This is a genomic window from Clostridium sp. MSTE9 (genome assembly GCF_000277625.1).
Lineage (GTDB): Bacteria > Bacillota > Clostridia > Oscillospirales > Acutalibacteraceae > Faecalispora > Faecalispora jeddahensis.
Genome location: NZ_AKFU01000053.1, coordinates 47,069 through 69,034 on the forward strand (window position 1 = coordinate 47,069; position 21,966 = coordinate 69,034).

Consider the following 21,966-nt stretch of genomic DNA (forward strand, 5'->3'; position numbering starts at 1 on the left):
AAAAATCTGTCCCCTACAAAGGAGAGGAGTCAAAGATGAAAAGGATAAAAAGAGGGTTACTTTTACTGCTGGCTGTTTCCATGATGCTGTCTTTGGTTGCCTGCGGCGGTGCTCAGACTGCAAATCAAAGCGGCGGCTCACAGGCTGCGGAGGCAAGTACCGCTGAGGAGTGGGTTCCCACAAAAGACATCGAGTTTGTAATTCCCTTCGCTGCCGGCGGCGGCAACGACATTATGGTGCGAAAGATCATTGATATCATTCAAAGAAACAAACTGTGCCCTGTGAATGTTGTTCCCGTCAGCAAGCCCGGCGGATCCGGCGTGGTCGGTTATACCTATCTGTCCTCAAAGGGCAAGGGCTATGAGTATGCGCTGGCCTCGACATCCGCCAGCTTCTACACCCAACCCCTGACCGGCAACTCCCCCTTTACCCCGGATGAAAAAAGCTTCTCTTTCGTGGCGCACCTGTGCAAGGACCCCGTTGTGCTGACCTCTGTCGCTTCCCTCGGCTTCAAATCCCTGGATGATATTGTGGCCTATGCAAAAGCACACCCCGGCGAGCTGAAATATGCCGGTACCGGGATCGCCTCCGACGACGCCATCATCATGGCGATGCTCAACGACCTGTACGATATCAATCTGGTTTATGTACCCTACGATTCCGCTGGGGAAATGCTCACTGCACTGCTGGGCGGGCAAGTGGAGCTGGCCGTGCTCACGCCTGCAGAATCTATAGAGCATATGAAAAGCGGCACTTTAACACCGCACGCCGCTTCCGCAGATGAACGCCTGTCGCTTCTGCCGGATGTGCCGACCTTCCTTGAACTGGGTGTTGACATGAATCATCAGCAGAGCCGCGGTATCGTAATGAACCCAGATTTGGACGAGAACGTTCAGGCCTACTATTCCGACCTGTTCAGGCGCGTCTCAGAGACCGAGGATTGGAAGCAGTTCATCAACAGCAACAATATGACAAACTCCTTTATGGACTACAAACAATATGCCGAATTTTCCAACGGACTGAAAGAGAAGTACACCACTTACCTGAGCCTGGTAAAGAAGTAATCCTCCGCTCTATACTCTTAAGCTCAGATGGAAAACAGATTCTCTTCGTTCTGTCTTTCCCCCATTATTGGAAGATTCCCTGCAAAGCTAATTGGAGTGCTTCTTTTGAAGCACTCCAATTAGCTTTTTCTATTCTCAATTTGAATGCCGCGGCATTACACCCCTGAAGACCCGGGTTCTTTATTATGAAATCCCCAGTATCCTGTGCACTTCTTTCTGCACCTCGAAAATTCTTTTCTCTGTAAACTCGGGATAGTCCTTAAACCACTTCATATTCAGCGGGGACGGATGCGGCAGTACATAGGCAGGCTTCCCGTTGATCTGTTTATCTTCAAAAGCCAATGCAGTAATTTTTTCACGAGGGAAGAAAAACTCTGCCGCGATTCCGCCGATGATAATATAAATGTCGTTATCGACAAGCTCCATCTCCCGCAACAGCCACTGTTCAGAGCAAATTTTGGGCGGACGACGGTCTCCGCCGCCCGGAGCCTTGCCGGGATAACAATGTGCCATTGACACAATGTAAAAATGATCCGGATTATAAAAATCCTCGTCCGATATGCGGTACCATTCCCCGCGCAGCCTTCTTCCGCTGGCATCATTAAACGGCCTGCCTGTTTCATGCACACTTTTGGACGGAGCCTGGCTGATCTGCATGATTTTGGCGTTGTGGTTTCCCTGCACGATGGGATGCGGTTCGAACCCGAATACGTTCTGACACGAGCGACACTGCAAGATTTGATTTTGCAAGTGAATCAGCTTGTTTTTATTTCCTTTTTGCTCCATCTCTTTCCTCTTTCTCTCTTAAAAATAAGCAATGCTTTCAGATCGTTTGAAGTTCTTCGGCACCGGCAATAGAAAATCGATCTCTGAACGCCGGGATTTCGGGCTTCTCTCAATATTGGTTCATTCCTGCGATAGAATTTCCACGTATCCCTCTGTTCCGTTTACCCGGATTCTTTGCCCGTCTTTGATCAGCTTAGTAGCGTTTTCCACACCCACAACCGCGGGCAGACCGTATTCTCTGGCAATCACGGAGCCATGGGTCATCATCCCGCCCACTTCCGCCACCAAGCTCTTGATGGACACAAACACCGGCGTCCAGCTTGGGTCGGTAAACGTTGTGACCAGAATATCGCCATCCTCCATGTGGGCATCCTCTATTTTCAGGACAACCCGCGCCCGTCCCTCCACGGTTCCGGAGGAAGCGGGAATGCCTGCCAAAGCCCCTTTCGGGATATTCCCGGTATCGTATTCACCAGACAGCGCCTCTCCTTCGGAAGTCATGACGCGGGGCGGCGTCAGCTTCGTGTAGGTTTCATATTCCTCTTTCCGCTCCGTGATGATATCGTAATCCACCCGGTTGGTACGAACGGCCTCACGAAGTTCCTCAAAAGACAGATAGTAGATATCCTCCCTCTCCCGAATCACGCCCTTTTGCACGAGTTTATCGGCCTCCCTCAGCAGGGCCTGCTTAATGATCCAGTAATACCTGACCATCAGGTACTTCGGGTATTCCCTGTAGCCGATGAAGTTGCGCAAAACGCTGATCTTCTCCCTGGCTTTCTTGGCCTTTTGTTTTCCGCCGGGCAATTGTTCCAAACGGTTCAGGAGATCCTGTTCGTTCCGTTTTGCTTCCAGTTGGCCCTGTTCCGTTCTGGTGCTATGAGCGCCCGGCCCAAAGTTTTTGATGTTGCTGAGAATGGAAGGGACGAGGGCGGTCGGCTGTTCGCTGAAACGAGGTCCGGTAATATCGATCTCGCCCGGGCAGCGCATGCCGTATTTTTCAAGATACGCCTGTATGGATTTACTGACGGCGTCTCCGCCTTCCAGCCCATTCAGGTCCTCAAAAAAGGTTTGATCTTTCGCGTGCCCCAAATACTCCATCACTGCCGGGGATTGCCGAACGACATCCGCCACATCCAGCAGCTCCAGACCCATTTCGGAAGTAACGTTGTTCGCTGCTGATTTGGAAAGCGAATCCGCAGCATTTTTTTCACCAAGCCACTTTTCCATGTTCTTATTGATCCAGCTGGACGCCAATGTTCCGGCATAAACCGCTCCCATGCTTTTGGGGTCGCACACCGCTTCCTTCATGTGCTTGAGCTCTCTTATAACAGCGGCAAACAATTCTTCTCCGGATAGGCTTTCCATCCTGTGCTGCAATTCTCTGATAGATGCCTCATTTTGAGACATTAATGTTGGAACGATGGATGCATCGTTGTCGCGGGATATCTTGATCGACTGAACGACCAGCCCCCAGGAAAAGTACCCTGTTCCCATGCTGAAGAACCCTTTTCCGCTGCGCGACAACGATTTCAGAAAATCCTTCCGTTTCACCAGGCTCTTGAGCATATTCAGCACGAGAGGGTCGATCTTGCCCATAGAGGCGAGCACGATTTTTCGTCCTGTGGGAGAAGACAAATCGTGTGCCAGATCGAAATAAAGCCTCCCTCCGATTGAAAGGAACAAAGCCTCTTCGGACTTTTTCTCCGGCTTATCCTGAAACCCTAACTGGAAAAATGACAGTCCCAATGGTTTCATGGCATCGGTCATCATCTGCTGATGGCTGAAGGACATATAGACATGGTTTTTCCCGTCCTTTCTGTCCGGAACGGGGTACAGCGTGGTGATGGGACGGCTTTGGACGATAAAGAATTGATGCTCATACAGGCACCATTCGATATCCTGTGGACGGCCGAAATAGGCCTCGATCCGTCTGCCTGTTTTCTCAAGCTCCAGAATCTGCTGGTCTGTCAGCGCCTGCCGGTTCTGGTTTTCGGCCGCGACCTTTTTCTCCTGTGTGCCGCCTTCCTTTAGGGCATAGATCGCCAGCTTCTTAGTGGGTATCTTCTTATCAATGATCCTGCCGTCACGCACCTTATAGTTATCTGCGTTTACGAGACCGGAGACCAATGCTTCGCCAAGCCCGAAGCTCGCATCGATGGACGTGACCTTTCTGTTCATCGTGATAGGGTCTGCCGTGAACAGAATTCCCGAAGCCTGCGGAAAAACCATCTTTTGAATCACCACGGAAAGAGATACTTTACGGTGATCGAACTGATTCTGCATGCGGTAAATCACCGCGCGGTCCGTAAAGAGAGAGGCCCAGCATTTGCTTACGTGCTTTAAGATTTCGTCCCTGCCGATGATGTTCAGATAAGTATCCTGCTGCCCCGCAAAAGAAGCGGTCGGCAAATCCTCCGCAGTTGCGCTGGAACGAACCGCATAGGCGTTCTTCTCCCCAAACTTTTCAAGAAATGCCGTTATCTCTTCTTCTATCTCCGCGGGGATCGGGAGGGCTTCGATCAATCCGCGGATTTTCCCGCTCATCTCGCTTATTTTTGCCAGCTCCCCGGTCTGCAGGTTTGACAGTTTCCCCACCAAAGCATTGAATTCATCGCTGCTCTCTACAGCACGGACATAGGCGTCGGTGGTGATACAGAAGCCCTCGGGAACCTGAATCCCCTCGATTCTTGACAGCTCTCCCAGATTCGCGCCTTTACCGCCGGCTACTGCCAGCTGCGTTTTATCCATGTCTTTCAAACTGAATACGTATGATTTCATACAGATGCTCCTCACGATTACCGGCGGAAAGCGATGTGGATTCCGCAGAGTGACTTACGTTCAGCCCACATATTCTTCTTTGTAAAAGTTGTTTCTGAGCATATCCAGACATTCATCAAATTCTTTTTCAAATTTGTCAAAATCAGGCTCCGACACGTTCAGCTGCTTTGTAAAACCGTCCGCTATCCATTGAAGCATCCTGATCAAAGATTTCAGGTTTACGGTATCCTTGAACTTTGAAACGTCCACGCCCTCAAGAACGATTCTATTTCTAAAGTCTTCCCCGCCGTCAATGATATTCTTGATATCGGCCTTTACTTCTTCGTCGTTTTCAAAATACATACCGGCTAAAAAAGCAGGCATCGCAGCATGCTGTTTCATCACCGAAAATTCAATGTTCGACGATATCTTCATTCTGTCAAAAAAATCCGTAACGCTGTTGTCGAAATGACGATCGATTTCAGCCATCATCGTCCTGCCGCACAGCTCGACCAGGTACAGGTATAATGTTTTCTTTGTGCCAAAATAATGGAATACCATCGCCTTTGAAATCCTCGCCGCGGCAGCGATATCACTGACGGAAGTTTTTTTATATCCATTGATGCCAAAGGCTTTGAGCGCCGCATCAATGATACTATTCTGTTTTTCTTCCGGCAAACAAAAAAATCGTTCCAAATCCATTTACCCCCCAAACACAATTGACCGAATCGGTTTATAACGCTAAAGATAGCACTATAAACCGATTCGGTCAATAGATTTGATAAAAATATTTTCGTATTTGTTGTGATTCGATTTCGTTCTCTTTCCCCACTTGCATCCGCTTGATGATTATGGGGAAGTAACAGGGCCTTAAAGCAGCTGAAGCATTTATTCTCTGCTTCTTTCTAGTGCAAAGGGTTTGCCTAAATTGCGTACAGAATATATTCGGTGGGAAACACCGGCGACCCATAGTAACGTAAATAAAAATGGTAGGATGGGTCGGCTTCATAAATCATGCGTGTCAGTTTCCAAAGGTCTTTGTGATTGTGGTACACGCTTAACGCGAGCTTCGGATGATTTTTCTTTATTTTTTCCAGACAGCCCAAAAGGGCTTTTTCTTCCCCGCCCTCGATATCCATTTTGATGAAGGTTACGTCTTCCTCAATATCATCATCGATTTTTACAATCGGGACGGTCATCTCTCCGCTTTCAGAAAGCTGGTTGATGGAAGACAGCTCATTGGAAGAAAGATACATCGTGCCGTTTCTGTCGCTCGCGCCTTTTTCTTTGATCTCAACATGATCAATATGGAAAAGCTCGATATTCTTTTCGATATATTCAATATTTGCGGGCGCTATCTCGTAGCAATACAGTTTTTTATAGCAGTCATTTCCGAAAGTCTGTACATAACTGACGAGGGTATCTCCGATAAATCCCCCGATATCTACAAAGACCTCATCTTTGCTGCATTTTACAATATCGAGATCGAAATACTGGGAAAAGGTTTTGTCATATATCTGATCGATTCTTTTGGGATCTGACATAAGCCAGTAGTAAAGGATATTGACGAGTATCCGTTTGGAGCGATAGTCGTTCAGGATTTGATAAAGCCATTTGAAATCCTCCCTGTGCTCCACAAAGGCATGGGCTCTGTTTTCTGCAAGCTCATAATCTTCCTGCTCCGGGTAATAAGTCCCCCAGAGCTTATGCTCATTAATAAAGTTGACCGTGTTATTGTATACCCGGTTATTTGTTGTGCTGAAATACTTTAAATTTCGTTTGATGGCCTCCGCCATTTGAGAAACGTCTTTTCCTTCCATAAACTCCATCAGACTTTCAAATTCCAAATCGATTTGGTTCGGTGTTTCCGGTGAGGAAGCATGATCGATATCGTTAAAATCATTCGCTGCTGAAGATTCTGACTGAGTGGACATTCTCTATCATTCTCCTTAAAATTGTGTATTCTTGTTATCATATGTGGCTTTGAACCAAATGGTGTGGCGCGGTTTTGATGGAAGGCGGCATGGACTATGGCTATATTTCTGTCAGAATTGACGCGCTGTAAAATATATGCCGCGAATAGCAAAATAACTATCCGCGGCATTTTACATACTGATTCAGTACAGAAATATTCGGCGATTCCTCTTTTCTCCCGCGGCATCTTTGTCCCTTGACGCCTTGAGAGAAAACCATGATGATATTGTCAGTTAATATCCATTTTGTAAACCAAAGAAGCAGCATCTTTTAGTTTTCAAAAGCGATATTAATTTCAATTGGATATTCGTCAGCGAGCAGCTGAATACATAAAACCTGATTCGAACTCATCTTAACAGAGATGTTCTCCCCATAAAGCAATGTGGGGGTGGAAATATCCATTGTGATTCCGGCATTGAAAAAGCTGGTGGCAGCGTTGGCCGTCAGCATATTGGTCAGTTCCGATAAGGCACTTCGCGACATTTCATCCAGTGTATCGACAGGCATGCCCATCATCATAGTGGACGCAATTTTTTTCGCAGCTTCCATACCGATACAGTAAACCACGTTGCCTTTTATGGCTCCCACGATGCCGACAATAATGATGACCCCTGAATAAGTTAATTCCTGCCCTTTTACGCTCAAATTCCCCCTCTGTATATTGCCGAATCCAAGCTGAGGCATGACCGTTGTAAAGGACTCAATGAAGGGATTCACATGTCTTACATCCACTTTTCATCCCCCCTTTGAAAACCGACGTTCAGCAGCAATTCGCCAAACACAGTATCTGCGATTGCGGTCGTTGTGGGAAAACTCGGAGCAGATATCAGAACACTGTCCCCATGTAAAATAGTCGGCGGAGCCACGCGCAGACCGAACGCCTTATTCTTTCGATTCAATATGGAGCATGCATTTCCGGATACGATATTTGCAAATTCTCCAAGTGCGGCTATCATTTCATCCTGATCGGCCGGTTCTTTTCTGATCATCGCAGCCGCCATTTTATTTGCGGACTCTTTGGATAAATCAAATAACATCCTGCCGGAAAATTTGCCGATGATCCCGATGATAATCGTCATGCCTTCCGATTGATACTCTTTTTTATCCGAATATTCATCCTTATATGTAAGAAGAGTTTTTGTCATTCGGTTTAATCCGTCCAGCAGAGCTTCTTTAAATACCGAAAAATATTCCTTTTGCAAAAGCTCATATAGCTCTTCAGAAGCCATCACTCTATTGACGGCTGTAATCAGTTCATCCGCATCAACAGGCTTTTGTACATATGCGGACACATTGTGATCCTTTGCTTCTTTCACAATTTCGTCGTCCATCATGGAACTTACAACGATCACTTTAATGCTTTCATCAATTTCATGAACGGCACGAATACATTCAAAGCCATCCGTACCGGGAAGTGTCATATCCATCGTTACCAAAGAGGGCTTCGTTTCTTTCACCACCTCTTTGACCTCTTCCAATGTTCCCGCCGATCCAACCACTTCAAACCCATTTTCCTGCAGTATGCTTTTCATAAATGCCACTGAGAAAGAGGAGTCATCAACAATTACAACTTTCGTTCCTACCATAGAATACACCGACTTTCCTTTTATGATATTATTAAAAATACCACATTTTTCAACAATAATCACCATATTATTATAAAAATTTCTCAAAAAAAGAGCTATGTTTTTCGTCTTTTGAAAAACATAGCTCTTATAATTGGACTTGGTATTGAAAGGGTACTTGATTTTCAAATTGTATTACAGACACAAAAGCCTTAAAAAGCATATCGACCCTTGACAGCTTGCTTTGATATGACCTTACTTGCATACGAAGGCAAACCTGCGGTGCTGCCTGTTTCATGATTCCATATCCGACTCTATTTCTGAGAATCCAGAATAAACAAAGAGGCATCCTGCCCCATGAATATTTTACTCCCGGTATAAAAAGTTTTGGATTGAATTCCTTTGTACCCTATTTTAGTCATGCGATCCGTCAACTTCGCCTGATCAAATCCGCTATGGACCATCTCTGAAACTACTTTTTCGTTTTGATCAAAATCTACGATCAGTAAATGTCCGCCCTCTTTCAGAACCTGATACAATCTTGATAAAACCAATTCCACATCGCTAATATGGAGCAAAACCTGAACCATAAAAATATAATCCACCTTCAGATCCGAAAGGCTGTCTTTTTCAAAGTCAAAGCATAAGGTATCCGCATTCTGAATATTCGAATCGGAAATTTTCTGCTTGATCTGATGAATCATATTTTGTGATGTATCCAGAAAAAGCACTGAACTAAAATCGTTCAACAGGTTCATTCCCACAAGACCCGTTCCACACCCAAAATCAATGGCATTTTTCTCTTTGGAATCAACCAAATATTCGCGGATGGCATCTGCCGACGCTTTTGCGATTTCGATTCTTTCCGGAGTGTCATACACATCGGCTATCATTTCAAACTTGTCTGTATTCCCCATGATTTTGTCTCCCATCTGCTTTCATAAAAATCGCATGCTTTCTGTTTCAGATGGCCCGCAGGGCTTAAAAAGAGACGGCAGGCGGCGCTTCATAAGCAACTTTTCCGCGGACAACGACCAGCTGCAGATCCAGCGCTTCGTTCAGAACGGTAAAATCCGCCCGTTTTCCTTCCCGGATCGAGCCGATCTCGCCATCCATTCCAATTGCGGCGGCGGGGTTGATCGTGGCCGATCGCACAATCTGCCGAAGCGGAATGCCAAACCGCACCAGGTTTTTGATTTCGTCCAGCAGGTTTGTCGTAGAACCCGCAATCGTTCCGTCCGCCAGGCGGGCCTCTCCATTTTTGAGAAAAACCTTCTGCCCTCCCAGCTCCGATTCCCCGTCCGGCAGGCCCGCCGCACGCATGGAATCACTGACGATGATGCTCCGCTTCTCCCCCAGCAGACGGAAGGCCGTGCGCAGCACTGCCGGATGGATATGCAGCCCGTCGCAGATCAGCTCCGCGCGGACATCCGCAGAATCAAACACAGCCCCGACGATCCCCGGCTGCCGATGGTGAAAGCCTGTCATCGCGTTGAACAGATGCGTCGCGTGGGTGATCCCCCACTGGAAGCCCTGCATCGCCGTGTCGTAGTCCGCTTCAGAATGGGCAACGGACACCGTGCAGAACTCAGAGGCCCGGGTGATAAGATCGTGTGCGTTTTCGCATTCCGGGGCAACGTCCACCAAGCGAATAGCACCGCCGCAGCCATGATACAGCCGCAGGAATTCCGCAAAATCCGGCGAACGGAGCGCATCGCCCCGCTGTGCGCCCTTTTTCCCCGCGGAGAGATAGGGCCCTTCCATGTGCGCGCCGAGAACGGCCGCGCCCTGCGGCGGGCGATCCATACAATCCCGAACAGCGGAAAGTGCGGCGGCGATCTGCTCGGCACTGCCCGTCATGGTGGTCGGGCAGAAGGAGGTCACTCCCTTTTGCACCAGATGCGCCGCCATGCGCTCGATGGCGTCCCGCGTACCGTCGAAAGTATCTGCCCCCGCGCAGCCGTGGATATGAATATCCACAAGACCCGGGAGGATCACGCACCCGCTCAGGTCGATACTGTGCTCTGTCCCGGTCAGTTCGGGACCGAGCTGCGCAATTTTGTCCCCGTCTGTCTCGACATCGGCCCGTATGATCTCAAAGCTGTCGTTAAAGAGCTTTGCATTTTTTAAAATCAAGCTGATTCCCTCCTTTACAAAAGGCTTTCGCCTTTTTCCAGTTCCAGCACAACAACGGTGTCGCTTTCGTCCGGCATAGGGCCGCTGGGCAGATTCAGAAACGCATCCGAGTCATTGTCCGGCTGGTTCCACGGCCGGGCGACGCTGACCTCCGATCCATCGCACAGAAGGCGCGCCGAACGGATTCTGCCCGCCATTCCCGGCAGAATCACCGGGCCAATTCCCCTGTCGAAAATATGCGCATACAGCCGATCCCGGCCCTGAGTAAATCTTCCCCACTCCGGCTTTTCGTACTCCGCTGCGCGGCAGCCGGTAATGCTTTCTCCGTTTTTCCGCATCCACGCTCCGACCCTGCGGAGAATGTCAGCGGCAGGCTCCGGGATCACGCCCAGTGCATCCGGACCCACGTTCACGATCAGGTTTCCGTTTTTGCTGACGCATTCCACGAGCGCGCGGATGATTTCCTTTGGCTGCTTGTAATTCCGATCCGCCGAGCAGTAGCCCCAGTGATCGTTCAGGGTAACACACGCTTCCCATGGAATCGGGCTGCCGTTTTCATCCGTCATCCCCTTTGGGGGCAGGTACTGCTCCGGCGAAACGAAATCGCCGTACTGCAGGGTGGGGTGGATCGAGCCGGTGTGCCCGCCCATGCGGTCGTTCAGCACGATATCCGGCTGGAGCGAGCGAATCATCCGGATCAATTCCGTCGCGCCCCACTTCTCGCCCGTCATGTCGTTGACAGAATCCTGATAGGAAAAATCAAACCACATCAAATCTATTTTCCCATAATTCGTCAGCAGCTCGCGCACCTGCCCGTGAAAGTACCGCAGATAGTTCGAAAAATCCTGCGGGATTCCGCGGTATGCTTCCTCATCCCGCATCGGGTGCTGTTTATCGCCGTAGGCAGGGTAATCCGGATGATGCCAGTCAAGCAGGGAGTAATACAGCCCCACCCGGATGCCTTCCGCGCGGAACGCCTCTACATATTCGCGGATCAAATCGCGCCCGGCGGGGGTGTTTGTGGATTTGAAATCGGTCAGCCTGGAATCGAACAGGCAGAATCCATCGTGGTGCTTCGCAGTCATCACCGCGTACCGCATGCCGCATTCTTTAGCGAGCTTTACCCATTCCTGCGGGCAGTATTCCCTAGGGTTGAACTGCTCGAAATACCGGCGGTACTCCTCGGCGGTGATCCGCTCGTTGCTTTGCACCCATTCGCCGCGCGCGGGAATCGAGTACAGCCCGAAATGGAGGAACAGGCCGAAGCGGTCGTTTAAAAATCCCGTCAGCCGATCCGGTGCCGTCACAGCACTTCCTCCTTCTGCCCGTTCCACAACCCGACCGAAAAACTCAGCGCCTCCTCATCCGCCACAACGGTGACGTCCGGATGGAACTGCAGAATCGACGCCGGCACCCTCGGCGTAACCGGGCCAAACAGCGCCTCTTTCAGAATGGCCGCCTTGTGTCTGCCGCTGACCACCAGCAGGATTCTTTTCGCCTGCGTGATTGCTCCGATCCCCATCGTAAACGCCGTGCGCGGCACCTCGTCGATGCTGCGGAACTGGCGGGCGTTCGCCGCGATCGTCCTTTCGCTGAGGCGCACCTTGTGCGTGTGCCGGTCAAAGGAATCATTCGGCTCGTTAAAGCCGATGTGCCCAGTCATCCCAAGGCCGAGAAGCTGCAGGTCGATCCCGCCCAGCGCGAAGATCAACTCGTCATAGCGCCGGCATTCCGCTTGTGCATCCGCGGCCATTCCGTCTGGAATATGTACGTTTTCCGGCCGGATATTGATATGGCTGAACAGATTCTTTCTCATGTATTCCCGGTAGCTGTTTGGGTCCTCGGCGGAAAGCCCGCAGTATTCATCCAGATTGACGCTGCGAACCCCGGAAAAATCGAGTTCCCCCGTTTCATACCGGCGAAGAAGCTCCCGGTAGATGCCAAGCGGGGTAGCGCCTGTCGCAAGCCCCAGCACACTCTGCGGAAACAGGGTCACCTGCGCCGCCAGAATGTTTGCCGCTTTGCGGCTCATCTCTTCATAATTGGATGTTTGCAGAATTTTCAAGGCTACTGTCCCTCCGTTTGCTGATGTTCTGTTACGGTTCCTGCTCCCCTGTCAGCGCTGCGCCGATGATTCCGGCGTCGTTGCCGAGCTTTGCGAGGCAGAGCAGCGTTTTGTTTCCCACATTCATCGGGTTTGCTTCTTTGTCCACATATTCCGTCAGGGGCCGCAGCAGGGCTTCCCCCTCGCCGCTGACCCCACCGCCGATGCACAGGATATCCGGCTGAAAAATATTGATGCAGTTGACAAGCCCGCACCCCAAATGCGCGATATACCGATCTACAACCGCTTTCCCCAGGGCATCCCCCGCGCGCATCGCGGTAAAGGCCATCCGGCTGTTTACGTTTTCCAGATTCCCGTCGGCAAGCTGCCACAAAAGGGAATACCGGCTGCCCTCGCGCATCATCTCTTTTGTCGTAAGGATCAACCCGGTTGCGGAAGCATAGGTTTCCCAGCAGCCGCACCGCCCGCAGGGGCACGGGCGACCGCCAAACGCGATAACCGTGTGCCCGAATTCCCCGCCGGCCGAGTTGCTTGCCGCATAGATTTTCCCGCCGATGAGAATGCCGCTGCCGATTCCCGTTCCCAGTGTGATGGCGATGGCGTTTTTCGCCCCTTTCAGGACCCCGGCACGGTATTCCCCATACGCCGCCGCATTCGCGTCGTTCTCAACACGGACGGGTTTTCCCGTCTGCCGTTCCATCAGCTCCCGCAGATTGACATCTTTAAAGTTCAGGTTGCTCGAAAACCGTACGATTCCGGAATCCCGCTCTACTGTGCCGGGCGTCCCGACGCCGATTCCGCAAACATCCTGCTCCGAAACACCGGCCTTTTCCATCGCTTCACCGGCGGCCTCGGCCATCTGCCGGCAAATTCCTTCCGGGCCGAGCAAAACCTGTGTCTTTCGGCTGGCCTTCGCAATCAGCCGGGCGTCGCTATCAACAACGCCCGCCGCGATGTTTGTGCCTCCAAGATCGATTCCAAGATAATACATCGCATCCACCTTTTCCACAGGACAAACGGCGCTTTTCTCCCAGAAAACTCTCTTCGGTCACCGCCATTGGCCCCGGCTGTTTATTTGTTCAGGGGCGTGACGCCCCGCGCCCCGGCTCGCCGGGGAAATGCCTACAAAATCTCGTCGAGCAGCCGATAGGCGGCAAGCGTGCCTGCCCCTACCAAAGTGCCGTCCGAATCGAAATCAGAGGCTTTTAAATCAAAGGAACTCAGCACATAATCGCTGATCTCCCTTTTGTAATTTTTCAGAATCAGGTCCCTCAGTGTACTGTACTCTTCAATGAGCCTTCCGCACAGGATGATGACATCCGGAGCGTATGTGTTTGCCAGAATGCTGATGGCGATCGAAACGTATTCCAGAACCCGGTTCATCAGATTGATCGCCCAGGGCTCCCCGTTCGCGTTCGCCTCAAGCAGGCCCTGCATCGTGATGTCTTCGCGCACCGTTCTGGCTTCCCGCAGGATCGCCCAGTCGGCAATGTAGGTTTGAAGACATCCTCTGCGCCCGCATTCGCACATATTTCCCCCGGGGCTGACGCAGATATGCCCGATTTCACCGGCCATATTCAGCTTGCCGCGGTACAGCTCGTGGCAGAATACGGCCGCCGAACCGACACCGGAACCGATGCTCAGCACAATGCTGCGCTCATAATCCCTGCCGGCCCCGAACAGGTCTTCTGCCACCGCGCGGGCTTTGACCTCGTTTTCAATAAAGATATTCCGGATTCCGGTCTGCTTTTGCAGCGCCGGAAGAATCTCTACATTTTTCCATTTCAGCTGCGACGAAAAACGGATCACTCCGTCCGCAATCAGCCCCGGGCACGCGATGCCCACAAAAGGCTCCACAGACAGGTCTGCATTTTCGGAAAGAATTCGGCCGATCAAAGTGCCGATAAGAGTGATCACTTCCCCGGGCGGACAGGCGCTCAGATCCTTTCTGTGCTGAATCTGCCGCAGAACCCGGCCGTGAAGGTTGATAATACCGACATTGATACCGTCGCGGTGCATCTCGACCCCGACGCATAGGAAAACATTGGAAGAAACCCGAAGCCGTTTCGCCCTGCGGCCTGGCCCCGCATCCGGTTCATCGCCATTTTCTTCCGCCACAATTCCGAGCTTCTCCAGCTCCTCTATGATCCGCCCGACCGACATCTGGCTCATACGGCTCTGCGCCGCAATCTGCTGCCGCGAAACGGAGCCGCCGCGCAGAATAATGGAAAAAACCAGACGTTGGTTCAGCCGTTTCATAATAAATTTATCCAGCTTGCCGCTCGTGTTTGCCATCGATTCGCCTTTCTCTCCATTGGAAATCATACCATCAATCCACTGTTTTATCTGCTACCCAAACAGGCAGATGATTTTTATCTTTTCATTATTAACATCATGTGATTGAAATCAAGTGATTTCAGAAATTAAATTCCTTTATTAGAAATTTATTTCCGTTTTTTCGATAGAATCATTATGATTTACTTCCAATTCACTATACTTATGTTAATAATTTCGTTATAGCAGATATGGGCGGTAAAGTCAACCAAAAAGGAAAGATCGGGCGAAAAAGCGGGCCGTACCGTTTTCGCTTCCCGAACTGTGGGGACGGTACTGTTCCATTCATAACAAGACGGAAAGGATGGATATTCCATGCCCAAACTAATCGTAGAAGCCTGCTGCGGCTCTGCAGACGACGTGATTGAGGCGCAGAAAGCGGGCGCACACCGCGTGGAGCTGAACTCCAACCTCTCTTTGGGCGGGCTGACTCCCTCCCTCGGCACGTTGAAGGCTGCAAAGGCAGAGACGGGGCTTCCCATCATGGCGATGGTTCGCCCGCGGGAGTCCGCTTTTCTTTACACCGCCGCCGAATTTCGCACTGCACTGCTGGACGCGGAGGCGCTGCTGGCAAACGGCGCAGACGGAATCGTATTCGGCTTTCTGAACTCAGACGGCACGGTCGATGCAGGCCGCTGCCGGGAGATGTTGCGCCTTGCGGGCAAAAGCCAGACCGTATTTCACCGCGCCATCGATGTCGTGCCCGACTGGCGGGCGGCAATTGATCTGCTCTGCGAGCTTGGCGTAACAAGGATTCTGACCAGCGGGCAGCGCGCATCCGTCTTTGACGGAGCGGCCACGGTGGCCGAGATGATCCGCTACGCGCACGGCAGAATCGAAATCCTGCCCGGGGGCGGGATTCGCACGCACAACGTGCAGGAAATCGTCTCCAAAACCGGCTGTACCCAAATTCACATTTCCCCTCATCGGGTTTGCCTTGATCCCTCCGCTTTGGGGAACCCAGAAATCCATTTCGGCCTGCCCGGCTCGCATGAGGACCGCTACCAAATCCTTGATGCGGATGAATTTGAAAAGATGCGCAGCCTTGCCTGCGCGGACTGAACGAATCGGAAGGAAAAGAGGAAAAATCCATGCTGAATCAAGCGGAGCAAGCTTTTATCGAGCAGGCGTTTCATCAGGCAACCCAGCGGATGGGAAAGAGAGCGGACGCCTTTTTAGGGCCGATGGAAACTCTGAGCGGAGACGAACTCTTCTGCATGAAGTTTCTGGCCGCGTCGCTGCCTGCCAGCGATATCGCAAGCTATGACAGCACTCTGCTGCTGAAATTTGTGCGGCACGCGCTGTTCCTGCGAGAAAACACACCGTGGGGAAAGCAGATTCCGGACGATTTGTTTTTGAACTACATACTGTCTTATCGCGTTAATAACGAGGCGATTGAATTCTGCCGGGAGGAATTTTACCGCGAGCTGCAAGAGAGAATCTCCGGAAAATCCATGGCCGAGGCCGCGCTGGAAATCAACTACTGGTGCTTTGAACAGGCGACCTACCGCCCGACAGATGACCGCACGGCCTCGCCCTCGACCGTAGTGCGCAGGTGCTTCGGACGCTGCGGGGAAGAATCGACCCTGGCTGTCACCGCCTTTCGCAGTGCCGGGATTCCCGCGCGGCAATGCTATGTACCGCGATGGTCGCACTGCGACGACAACCATGCCTGGGTGGAAATCTGGGTGGACGGGCGCTGGCATTATCTCGGTGCGTGCGAACCGGAGCCCGTGCTGAACAAAGGCTGGTTCACCTACGCGGCCAGCAAGGCAATGCTGGTTCATTCCCGGGTGTTTTCTCCCCTGCTTTCCGGCGGGGAAATCACGGGGCGCAGCGGCTGCGTAACGGAAATCAATCACCTGGCCTCCTATGCGGAAACAACACCTCTAACCGTTACGGTACTCGACGAGAACGGCCAGCCTGCTGCAGGCGCTCAGGTGCAGTTTCAGGTTCCAAACGGCGCGGAACTTTACCCGATTGCCACTCTTTCCACTGACGACAGCGGCCGGGTATTTTTCACGACCGGGAAAGGCTGCCTGATGGTGTTCGCGAGCCGCGGCGGCCTGTTCGGCTGGAAGCGGGCAGACCTGCGTTCCAGCGGCAGCGTAACTGTCACCCTGCGGCCCACCGACGATTTGCCAAAGGAATGGGAAGCCGACTTCTTCCCGCCGGAGGGGATGATTCGCCCGGAACCCTTACTGTCTGAAGAAACGGACAGGATTCATCAGGCAAAGCTGAAGAAGGCCGCCGCCGTGCGGGAAAGCAGATGTGCATGCTATTTCGTCCGCGAAAAAGCGGAAGAAACCGCGCGGATGTATCCCTTATTTCAGAATGAAATCCTCGATTTTCTGCAAAAGGCAGGGGGCAACCGGCAGGAGGTAGAACGCTTTCTGCGTGATGGCGAGCCGTCGGAACAAAAAGTCCGCATGCTCGAAACACTGAGCGAAAAGGATTTGGCCGACCTAAACGTCGACACGCTGAACGAACACCTGCGCTATGCGGAACCATTTGAGCGGGAAACCGACGCTGAACTCTTCCGGCGTTATGTCCTCTGCCCGCGAATTGAAAACGAACAGATCGTCCCCTACCGGGCGTTTCTCACGGACTTTTTCAGCACCGAAACCAAAGAGGAATTCCGCCGCAGCCCCGCGCTGATTCAAAAGGCGATCGACGAGCGAATCAACGACTGCGATTGGGATTACGGCGCGCTTTCCGCAGACCCGCGCGGTCTGCTGCAGATGGGCTTTGGCTCCGAGCGTTCCAAAAGCATTCTTTTTGTCGCTATTTGCCGCACGCTCGGCATCCCCGCGCGGCTTGATCCGGTCTTCGGTCAGCCCCAGTTCTACACCGGCTCTGTCTGGGCCGATTCCCACCGGGGCCAGTCTGAAAACAACGCCAGCGCCGTACTGCTGCTAAAGAGCGCGGGCGGCAAACCGCTCCGCTACGGCGAACATTTCACCGTGGCAAGGCTGTGCGGCGGCGTTTATCAAACGCTTCAATGCGGCGCGAACTGGACTGGCAAAGCGCTGCGGATGGAGCTTCCACCCGGCGAATACCGCATTCTGACCGCGAACCGGCAGATCGACGGCTCCGTTCTGCTGCGGGCAGAAACAGTGCGGCTTTCTGCAAACGAAACCGCAGAAAAAACTGTGCGCCTGCGCGAAAGCCAGATCGCCTCCCGCCTGCGGCATATGCCGGTTGGGGAATATCTGCTCACGGCCCCGGATGGCGGGCATGTTCCGCTCAGTGCTCTCGCGGTGCAGACTCCCGCAACGATTCTTGCGGTACTGCAGCCCGGCACCGAGCCGACCGAGCACCTGCTCAATGAGATGATCGAGCTTCGCGATTCTTACCGGGACAAAAATACAATCCTGATCGTTCCTTCCCCTGGTGTAAATAATCCGACGCTTCGGCACACCCTGAAGGCAATCCCTTCGATTCGGCTGTTTACCTGCGATGAGCGGGAATTCGAGGAACGGCTCTGCGCCGATTTACAGCTCGGTGACCGCAGGCTTCCGCTTGCCGCCGTACTGGAGAAGAGCATGCACGCAAGATTCGCGTTTTCCAATTACAATGTCGGTACAGCGGGGCTGCTTCTGCAAATCGCGGACTGCTGACAGCCGCATGCAAAATATCAGAAAACCGGAAGGCAGTGTCTTCCGGTTTTTTCATACCCCGTTTTGCAAAGCAGTGGACGGACAGAACAAAACAACCGGCAAGTGGCGGCAGAATTCAAGCAATACCGATTTCAGTTCCCGGCACCTTATTGCGCGCTGTTTCTGTGCGCCTCACCCCATCGCCTGCAAAAATGATAGATCGTCGTGACGCCCGCGCCCGTGGCCCCTTTGGATTGATATTCCCAGCGCGGCGGATCGGTCCAGGCGGTTCCGGCAATATCCAGGTGCATCCAGGGCAGCCCCTCGGCAAACCGGCGGATAAAAAGCCCCGCAGTAATGGTACCGCACCCGTCCGTGCTGACGTTGCTGACGTCGGAGAGCTTGCCGTCGATCATCCTTTCGTACTCGGGGAAAATCGGCAGCCGCCAGTACTGTTCATCCGAAAGCTCTGCCGCCCACAGGAAATCAGCGCACATTTCCTCATCGTCGCAGAGCAGACCGGCAGTGGTAAAGCCGAACATGCTGACGACGGCACCGGTCAGGGTCGCAATATCCAAAACAGCGGTGGCGTGCTCCCGGCGAATGGCGTAAGTCACCGCATCGGCCAGAACAAGACGCCCCTCTGCGTCGGTGTTGCCGATCTCGATTTTTTTACCGGACATTGAGCCGATGATGTCCCCGGGCAGAAAGCTGCCGGGGGCAATGCGATTTTCCGCCGCGGGAATCACCACCGTGGCGTTTACCCTGGCCCCATTTTCGGCCAACGCGCACAAAGCGCAGAACACGGCCGCCGCACCGGCCATATCCCCCTTGATCCCGCCCATGGAGGAGGCGGGCTTCAGGCAGTAGCCGCCGGTGTCGCAGGTAATCCCCTTGCCGACCAGCGCGATCCGCTCCGAACTCTCCGGGTCGCCGTCATAGCGGGCAACGATCAGGCGCGGCGGCTGGGCGGCGTCCTTCCCGACGGTCAGAAAGGCTTCCATGCCCAATTCCGCTGCCTGTTTTTCATCCAGCACCGACATGGAAAGGCCAACTTTTTGGCCAAGGCGGACCATTTCCTCCGCCATTGTCTGCGGGTAAAGCAGATTGGAGGGCGCGTTGACCAAATCGCGCGCGCGGCACACCTGCTCTGCCAGCCGCTGGGCTTCTTCCAACTGTTCCTGCGCGTTCGCGGTCTCTTCTGCCCCCTTGATGAAAAGCTCAGTTTCCCGCTGGGTTTTTTCCTCAAAATGCCAGCCGGGCAGCCGATACAGGGCAAGCAGCGCGCTTTCGGCAACCGCCCGCAGACTCCCTTTCCCCAACACACCCAGGATAAGAGAAACATCAATCCCAATGGAGGAAACCTCCATCTCTATAAGGGTGCTTACCCCCTTTGCGGCAGCGCGGCGCGCGCGTTTGCGGTCCAGCTCGGCGCGCTTTCCAAGTCCCATCAATAAAACCGGCGTTCCGTTCTGAACTGTAATCCATTTGGAGAGGAATTCACCTGTAAAGGGAACGTTTTCCTGCACTTCCCCCTCCCATGCAAAGCGAAGCTCGAACTGAACGGCTTCCCCGTTTGAAACACAGATATTCATCAGAAAATACTCCTTTTCAGACAAACGGGAACGCCCCGGCAGTTGGCCGGAGGCATTCCCGCGGGATCAGATATGATGACAGGCGACCACATGCCCGCCCCCAAGGTCCTGCGGCTCTGGGATCTGCTGACGGCAGATATCCGTGCAGAGGGGGCAGCGGGCGTGAAACAGACACCCCTCGGGCAGATGGACGGCGCTTGGAATATCGCCCTGCAGCAGCACGCGCTCCCGCTTGGCGGCGGGGTCCGGAACCGGAACGGCGGAAAGCAGCGCTTTTGTATATGGGTGCCGCGGATTGCTGTACAGCTCCGCTTTGGGCGCGATTTCCGCGATACAGCCAAGATACATCACCGCGATGCGGTCCGAGATCATTTCCACAACGCTCAGGTCGTGTGAAATAAAAAGGTAAGTGAGCTGGAACTCTGCCTGAAGACGCTGCATCAGGTTCAGCACCTGCGCCTGAATCGATACATCGAGCGACGAAACAGGCTCATCGGCAATGATCAACTTCGGCCGCACCGTCAGCGCGCGCGCAATGCCGATGCGCTGGCGCTGCCCGCCGGAAAACTCGTGCGGGTAGCGGCGCGCGTGTTTCGCGCTCAGGCCGACGATCTCCAGCAGTTCGCGGGCCTGCCGCAGCCTTTCTTCTGCGGAAAAATTTGTATGTACCAGCAGCGGCTCGGCAACCAAATCCTCTACCCGCATTCTGGGGTTCAAAGAACCGTTCGGGTCCTGAAAGATCATCTGCATATCCCCACGCAGCGGGCGCATTTGATTTTCATTCATCGCGGAAATCTGTTTTCCGTCAAACCAGATTTCGCCGCTGCCCGGCGTGAGAAGATGGTTGACCAGACGCGCCGTGGTGGATTTTCCGCACCCGGATTCCCCCACGATCGAAAAGGTCTCCCCTTGAACCATGTCAAACGAGATACGGTTGACCGCGTGCACCACACTCTTTTTCCCGAGCAGCTTCTTCCCCGCGGAGAAGGTTTTGGTTACATTTTTGACCTGCACCAACGGGCTCATTCCACAGTCGCCTCCTTGTCTTGTACCAGCACACAGCGGCATTTTCGTCCTCCGCTCAGTTCCACAAGCGGCGGCTCCTCCTCGCGGCAGCGGTCCTGCGCATAGCGGCACCGCGGCGCGAATTTGCACCCGGGCGGCATCATCGAAAGATCGGGCACGCTGCCGGGGATGGACGGAAGGCTCGTCACCCCCGAACCGAGCTTCGGTACAGAGGCGATCAGCCCTTTGGTATACGGGTGCATCGGCTCATAAAACAGGTGCTGCACCGGCGCTTCTTCCACAATCCGGCCGGCATACATCACAATGACCCGGGAACACATTTCCGCCACAACGCCAAGATCGTGCGTAATCAGCAGAATCCCGGTGTGAATCTCCCGCTGGATTTTCCGCATCAAATCGAGAATCTGCGCCTGAATGGTGACATCCAGCGCGGTCGTCGGCTCATCTGCAATCAGCAGATGCGGATCGCACGACATTGCCATCGCGATCATCACCCGCTGGCTCATGCCGCCCGAAAGCTGATGGGGATAGCTGCGGCCCACGCGCGCGGGGTCGGGAATACCGACCTGCCCCAGCATTTTCAGGGCATGCTCCTCCGCCTCGCGCTTGGTTTTGTCCGTATGCAGGAGGATCGCCTCCACCAGCTGGGCGTTGACGCGCATTGCCGGATTCAGGGACGACATGGCCTCCTGAAAAATCATCGAGACGTTTTCTCCCCGGATTTTTCGCATTTCCTCTTCGGAACACCGGAGCAGATTATTGCCCTCCAGGTAAACCTCTCCGTCCGTGATCTTGCCCGGAGTATCCTTCAGCAGGCTCATGATGGAAAGCGCCGTCACGGATTTCCCGCAGCCCGACTCCCCCACCAGCCCCAGAATCTCTCCTTTTTCAATTTGAAATGTGACGTCATTCACAGCCACTACCGAACCCTTTTTCCCCTGTGTAAACTCCGTGCGCAGATGGCGCACGTCAAGGAGCAGTTTCTCAGGCATTTTGATACCCTCCTTTTCGATCGAACCCCTTTGGGAATTCTGTCGTATGAAAATAAAAGATCGAAATACA

Annotated in this window: 18 protein-coding genes; 3 read left to right on the forward strand and 15 right to left on the reverse strand. The window is 52.9% G+C overall.

Annotated features, from left to right (window positions below; genetic code table 11):
* Window positions 1-35 precede the first annotated feature (35 nt).
* Window positions 36-1,064: a tripartite tricarboxylate transporter substrate binding protein gene (locus tag HMPREF1141_RS15720; protein WP_009066480.1), complete on the forward strand. Its 1,029-nt coding sequence runs from the start codon at window positions 36-38 to the stop codon at window positions 1,062-1,064.
* Window positions 1,065-1,247: 183 nt separating this feature from the next.
* Here HMPREF1141_RS15720 and HMPREF1141_RS15725 read toward each other — a convergent pair whose 3' ends face one another.
* The 12 genes from HMPREF1141_RS15725 to HMPREF1141_RS15780 form a co-directional block, all read right to left on the reverse strand.
* The gene (locus HMPREF1141_RS15725; protein WP_009066297.1) at window positions 1,248-1,850 is read right to left on the reverse strand and encodes a uracil-DNA glycosylase family protein; all 603 of its coding nucleotides are present in this window, start codon (window positions 1,848-1,850) and stop codon (window positions 1,248-1,250) included.
* Between the two features lie 120 nt (window positions 1,851-1,970).
* Entirely contained in the window at window positions 1,971-4,631 is a 2,661-nt protein-coding gene (gene ppsA, locus HMPREF1141_RS15730) for a phosphoenolpyruvate synthase (RefSeq protein WP_009066332.1), read from the reverse strand.
* A 60-nt stretch (window positions 4,632-4,691) separates the two neighbouring features.
* Window positions 4,692-5,306, reverse strand: coding sequence for a TetR/AcrR family transcriptional regulator (locus HMPREF1141_RS15735; protein WP_035317323.1), 615 nt, complete (start codon window positions 5,304-5,306; stop codon window positions 4,692-4,694).
* Window positions 5,307-5,533: 227 nt separating this feature from the next.
* Complete coding sequence (locus tag HMPREF1141_RS15740) at window positions 5,534-6,544, reverse strand: FkbM family methyltransferase (protein ID WP_009066381.1); 1,011 nt, start codon at window positions 6,542-6,544, stop codon at window positions 5,534-5,536.
* Between the two features lie 310 nt (window positions 6,545-6,854).
* Window positions 6,855-7,316, reverse strand: a complete 462-nt coding sequence (locus HMPREF1141_RS15745; protein WP_035317302.1) for a chemotaxis protein CheX — start codon at window positions 7,314-7,316, stop codon at window positions 6,855-6,857.
* Window positions 7,307-8,170, reverse strand: coding sequence for a response regulator (locus HMPREF1141_RS15750; protein ID WP_035317326.1), 864 nt, complete (start codon window positions 8,168-8,170; stop codon window positions 7,307-7,309). The genes HMPREF1141_RS15745 and HMPREF1141_RS15750 overlap by 10 nt, the downstream gene beginning before the upstream one ends.
* A 293-nt stretch (window positions 8,171-8,463) precedes the next feature.
* A complete protein-coding gene (locus tag HMPREF1141_RS15755) occupies window positions 8,464-9,066 on the reverse strand; it encodes a class I SAM-dependent methyltransferase (protein WP_009066264.1) in 603 nt (200 codons plus the stop codon).
* Window positions 9,067-9,130: 64 nt separating this feature from the next.
* The gene (nagA, locus tag HMPREF1141_RS15760; protein WP_009066414.1) at window positions 9,131-10,285 is read right to left on the reverse strand and encodes an N-acetylglucosamine-6-phosphate deacetylase; all 1,155 of its coding nucleotides are present in this window, start codon (window positions 10,283-10,285) and stop codon (window positions 9,131-9,133) included.
* A 14-nt stretch (window positions 10,286-10,299) separates the two neighbouring features.
* Window positions 10,300-11,592 (reverse strand): alpha-L-fucosidase, encoded by a 1,293-nt coding sequence (locus tag HMPREF1141_RS15765; RefSeq protein WP_009066364.1) that lies wholly within the window; start codon window positions 11,590-11,592, stop codon window positions 10,300-10,302.
* Window positions 11,589-12,350: a glucosamine-6-phosphate deaminase gene (gene nagB / locus HMPREF1141_RS15770; protein WP_009066451.1), complete on the reverse strand. Its 762-nt coding sequence runs from the start codon at window positions 12,348-12,350 to the stop codon at window positions 11,589-11,591. Before nagB ends, HMPREF1141_RS15765 begins: the two co-directional genes overlap by 4 nt.
* A gap of 31 nt (window positions 12,351-12,381) precedes the next feature.
* Window positions 12,382-13,341: an ROK family protein gene (locus HMPREF1141_RS15775; protein WP_009066439.1), complete on the reverse strand. Its 960-nt coding sequence runs from the start codon at window positions 13,339-13,341 to the stop codon at window positions 12,382-12,384.
* A gap of 131 nt (window positions 13,342-13,472) precedes the next feature.
* On the reverse strand, window positions 13,473-14,645 hold the full coding sequence (locus tag HMPREF1141_RS15780; RefSeq protein WP_196795052.1) for an ROK family transcriptional regulator: 1,173 nt from the start codon (window positions 14,643-14,645) through the stop codon (window positions 13,473-13,475).
* A 354-nt stretch (window positions 14,646-14,999) separates the two neighbouring features.
* On the opposite strand from HMPREF1141_RS15780, the gene HMPREF1141_RS15785 reads away from it, so the two are divergent.
* Together HMPREF1141_RS15785 and HMPREF1141_RS15790 are read left to right on the forward strand one after the other, a co-directional pair.
* Window positions 15,000-15,746, forward strand: a complete 747-nt coding sequence (locus HMPREF1141_RS15785) for a copper homeostasis protein CutC (protein ID WP_009066301.1) — start codon at window positions 15,000-15,002, stop codon at window positions 15,744-15,746.
* Window positions 15,747-15,775: 29 nt separating this feature from the next.
* Entirely contained in the window at window positions 15,776-18,304 is a 2,529-nt protein-coding gene (locus tag HMPREF1141_RS15790; RefSeq protein WP_009066345.1) for a transglutaminase domain-containing protein, read from the forward strand.
* A 146-nt stretch (window positions 18,305-18,450) separates the two neighbouring features.
* Here the strand turns inward: HMPREF1141_RS15790 and HMPREF1141_RS15795 are convergent, their stop codons facing one another.
* From HMPREF1141_RS15795 to HMPREF1141_RS15805, 3 genes are all read right to left on the reverse strand, one after another.
* Window positions 18,451-19,878 (reverse strand): leucyl aminopeptidase family protein, encoded by a 1,428-nt coding sequence (locus tag HMPREF1141_RS15795; protein WP_035317304.1) that lies wholly within the window; start codon window positions 19,876-19,878, stop codon window positions 18,451-18,453.
* A 66-nt stretch (window positions 19,879-19,944) separates the two neighbouring features.
* A complete protein-coding gene (locus HMPREF1141_RS15800; protein ID WP_009066391.1) occupies window positions 19,945-20,904 on the reverse strand; it encodes an oligopeptide/dipeptide ABC transporter ATP-binding protein in 960 nt (319 codons plus the stop codon).
* Window positions 20,901-21,896 carry an ABC transporter ATP-binding protein gene (locus HMPREF1141_RS15805; RefSeq protein WP_009066470.1) on the reverse strand — a complete coding sequence of 332 codons (996 nt, stop codon included), beginning with the start codon at window positions 21,894-21,896 and terminating at the stop codon, window positions 20,901-20,903. The genes HMPREF1141_RS15800 and HMPREF1141_RS15805 overlap by 4 nt, the downstream gene beginning before the upstream one ends.
* Window positions 21,897-21,966: the final 70 nt, after the last annotated feature.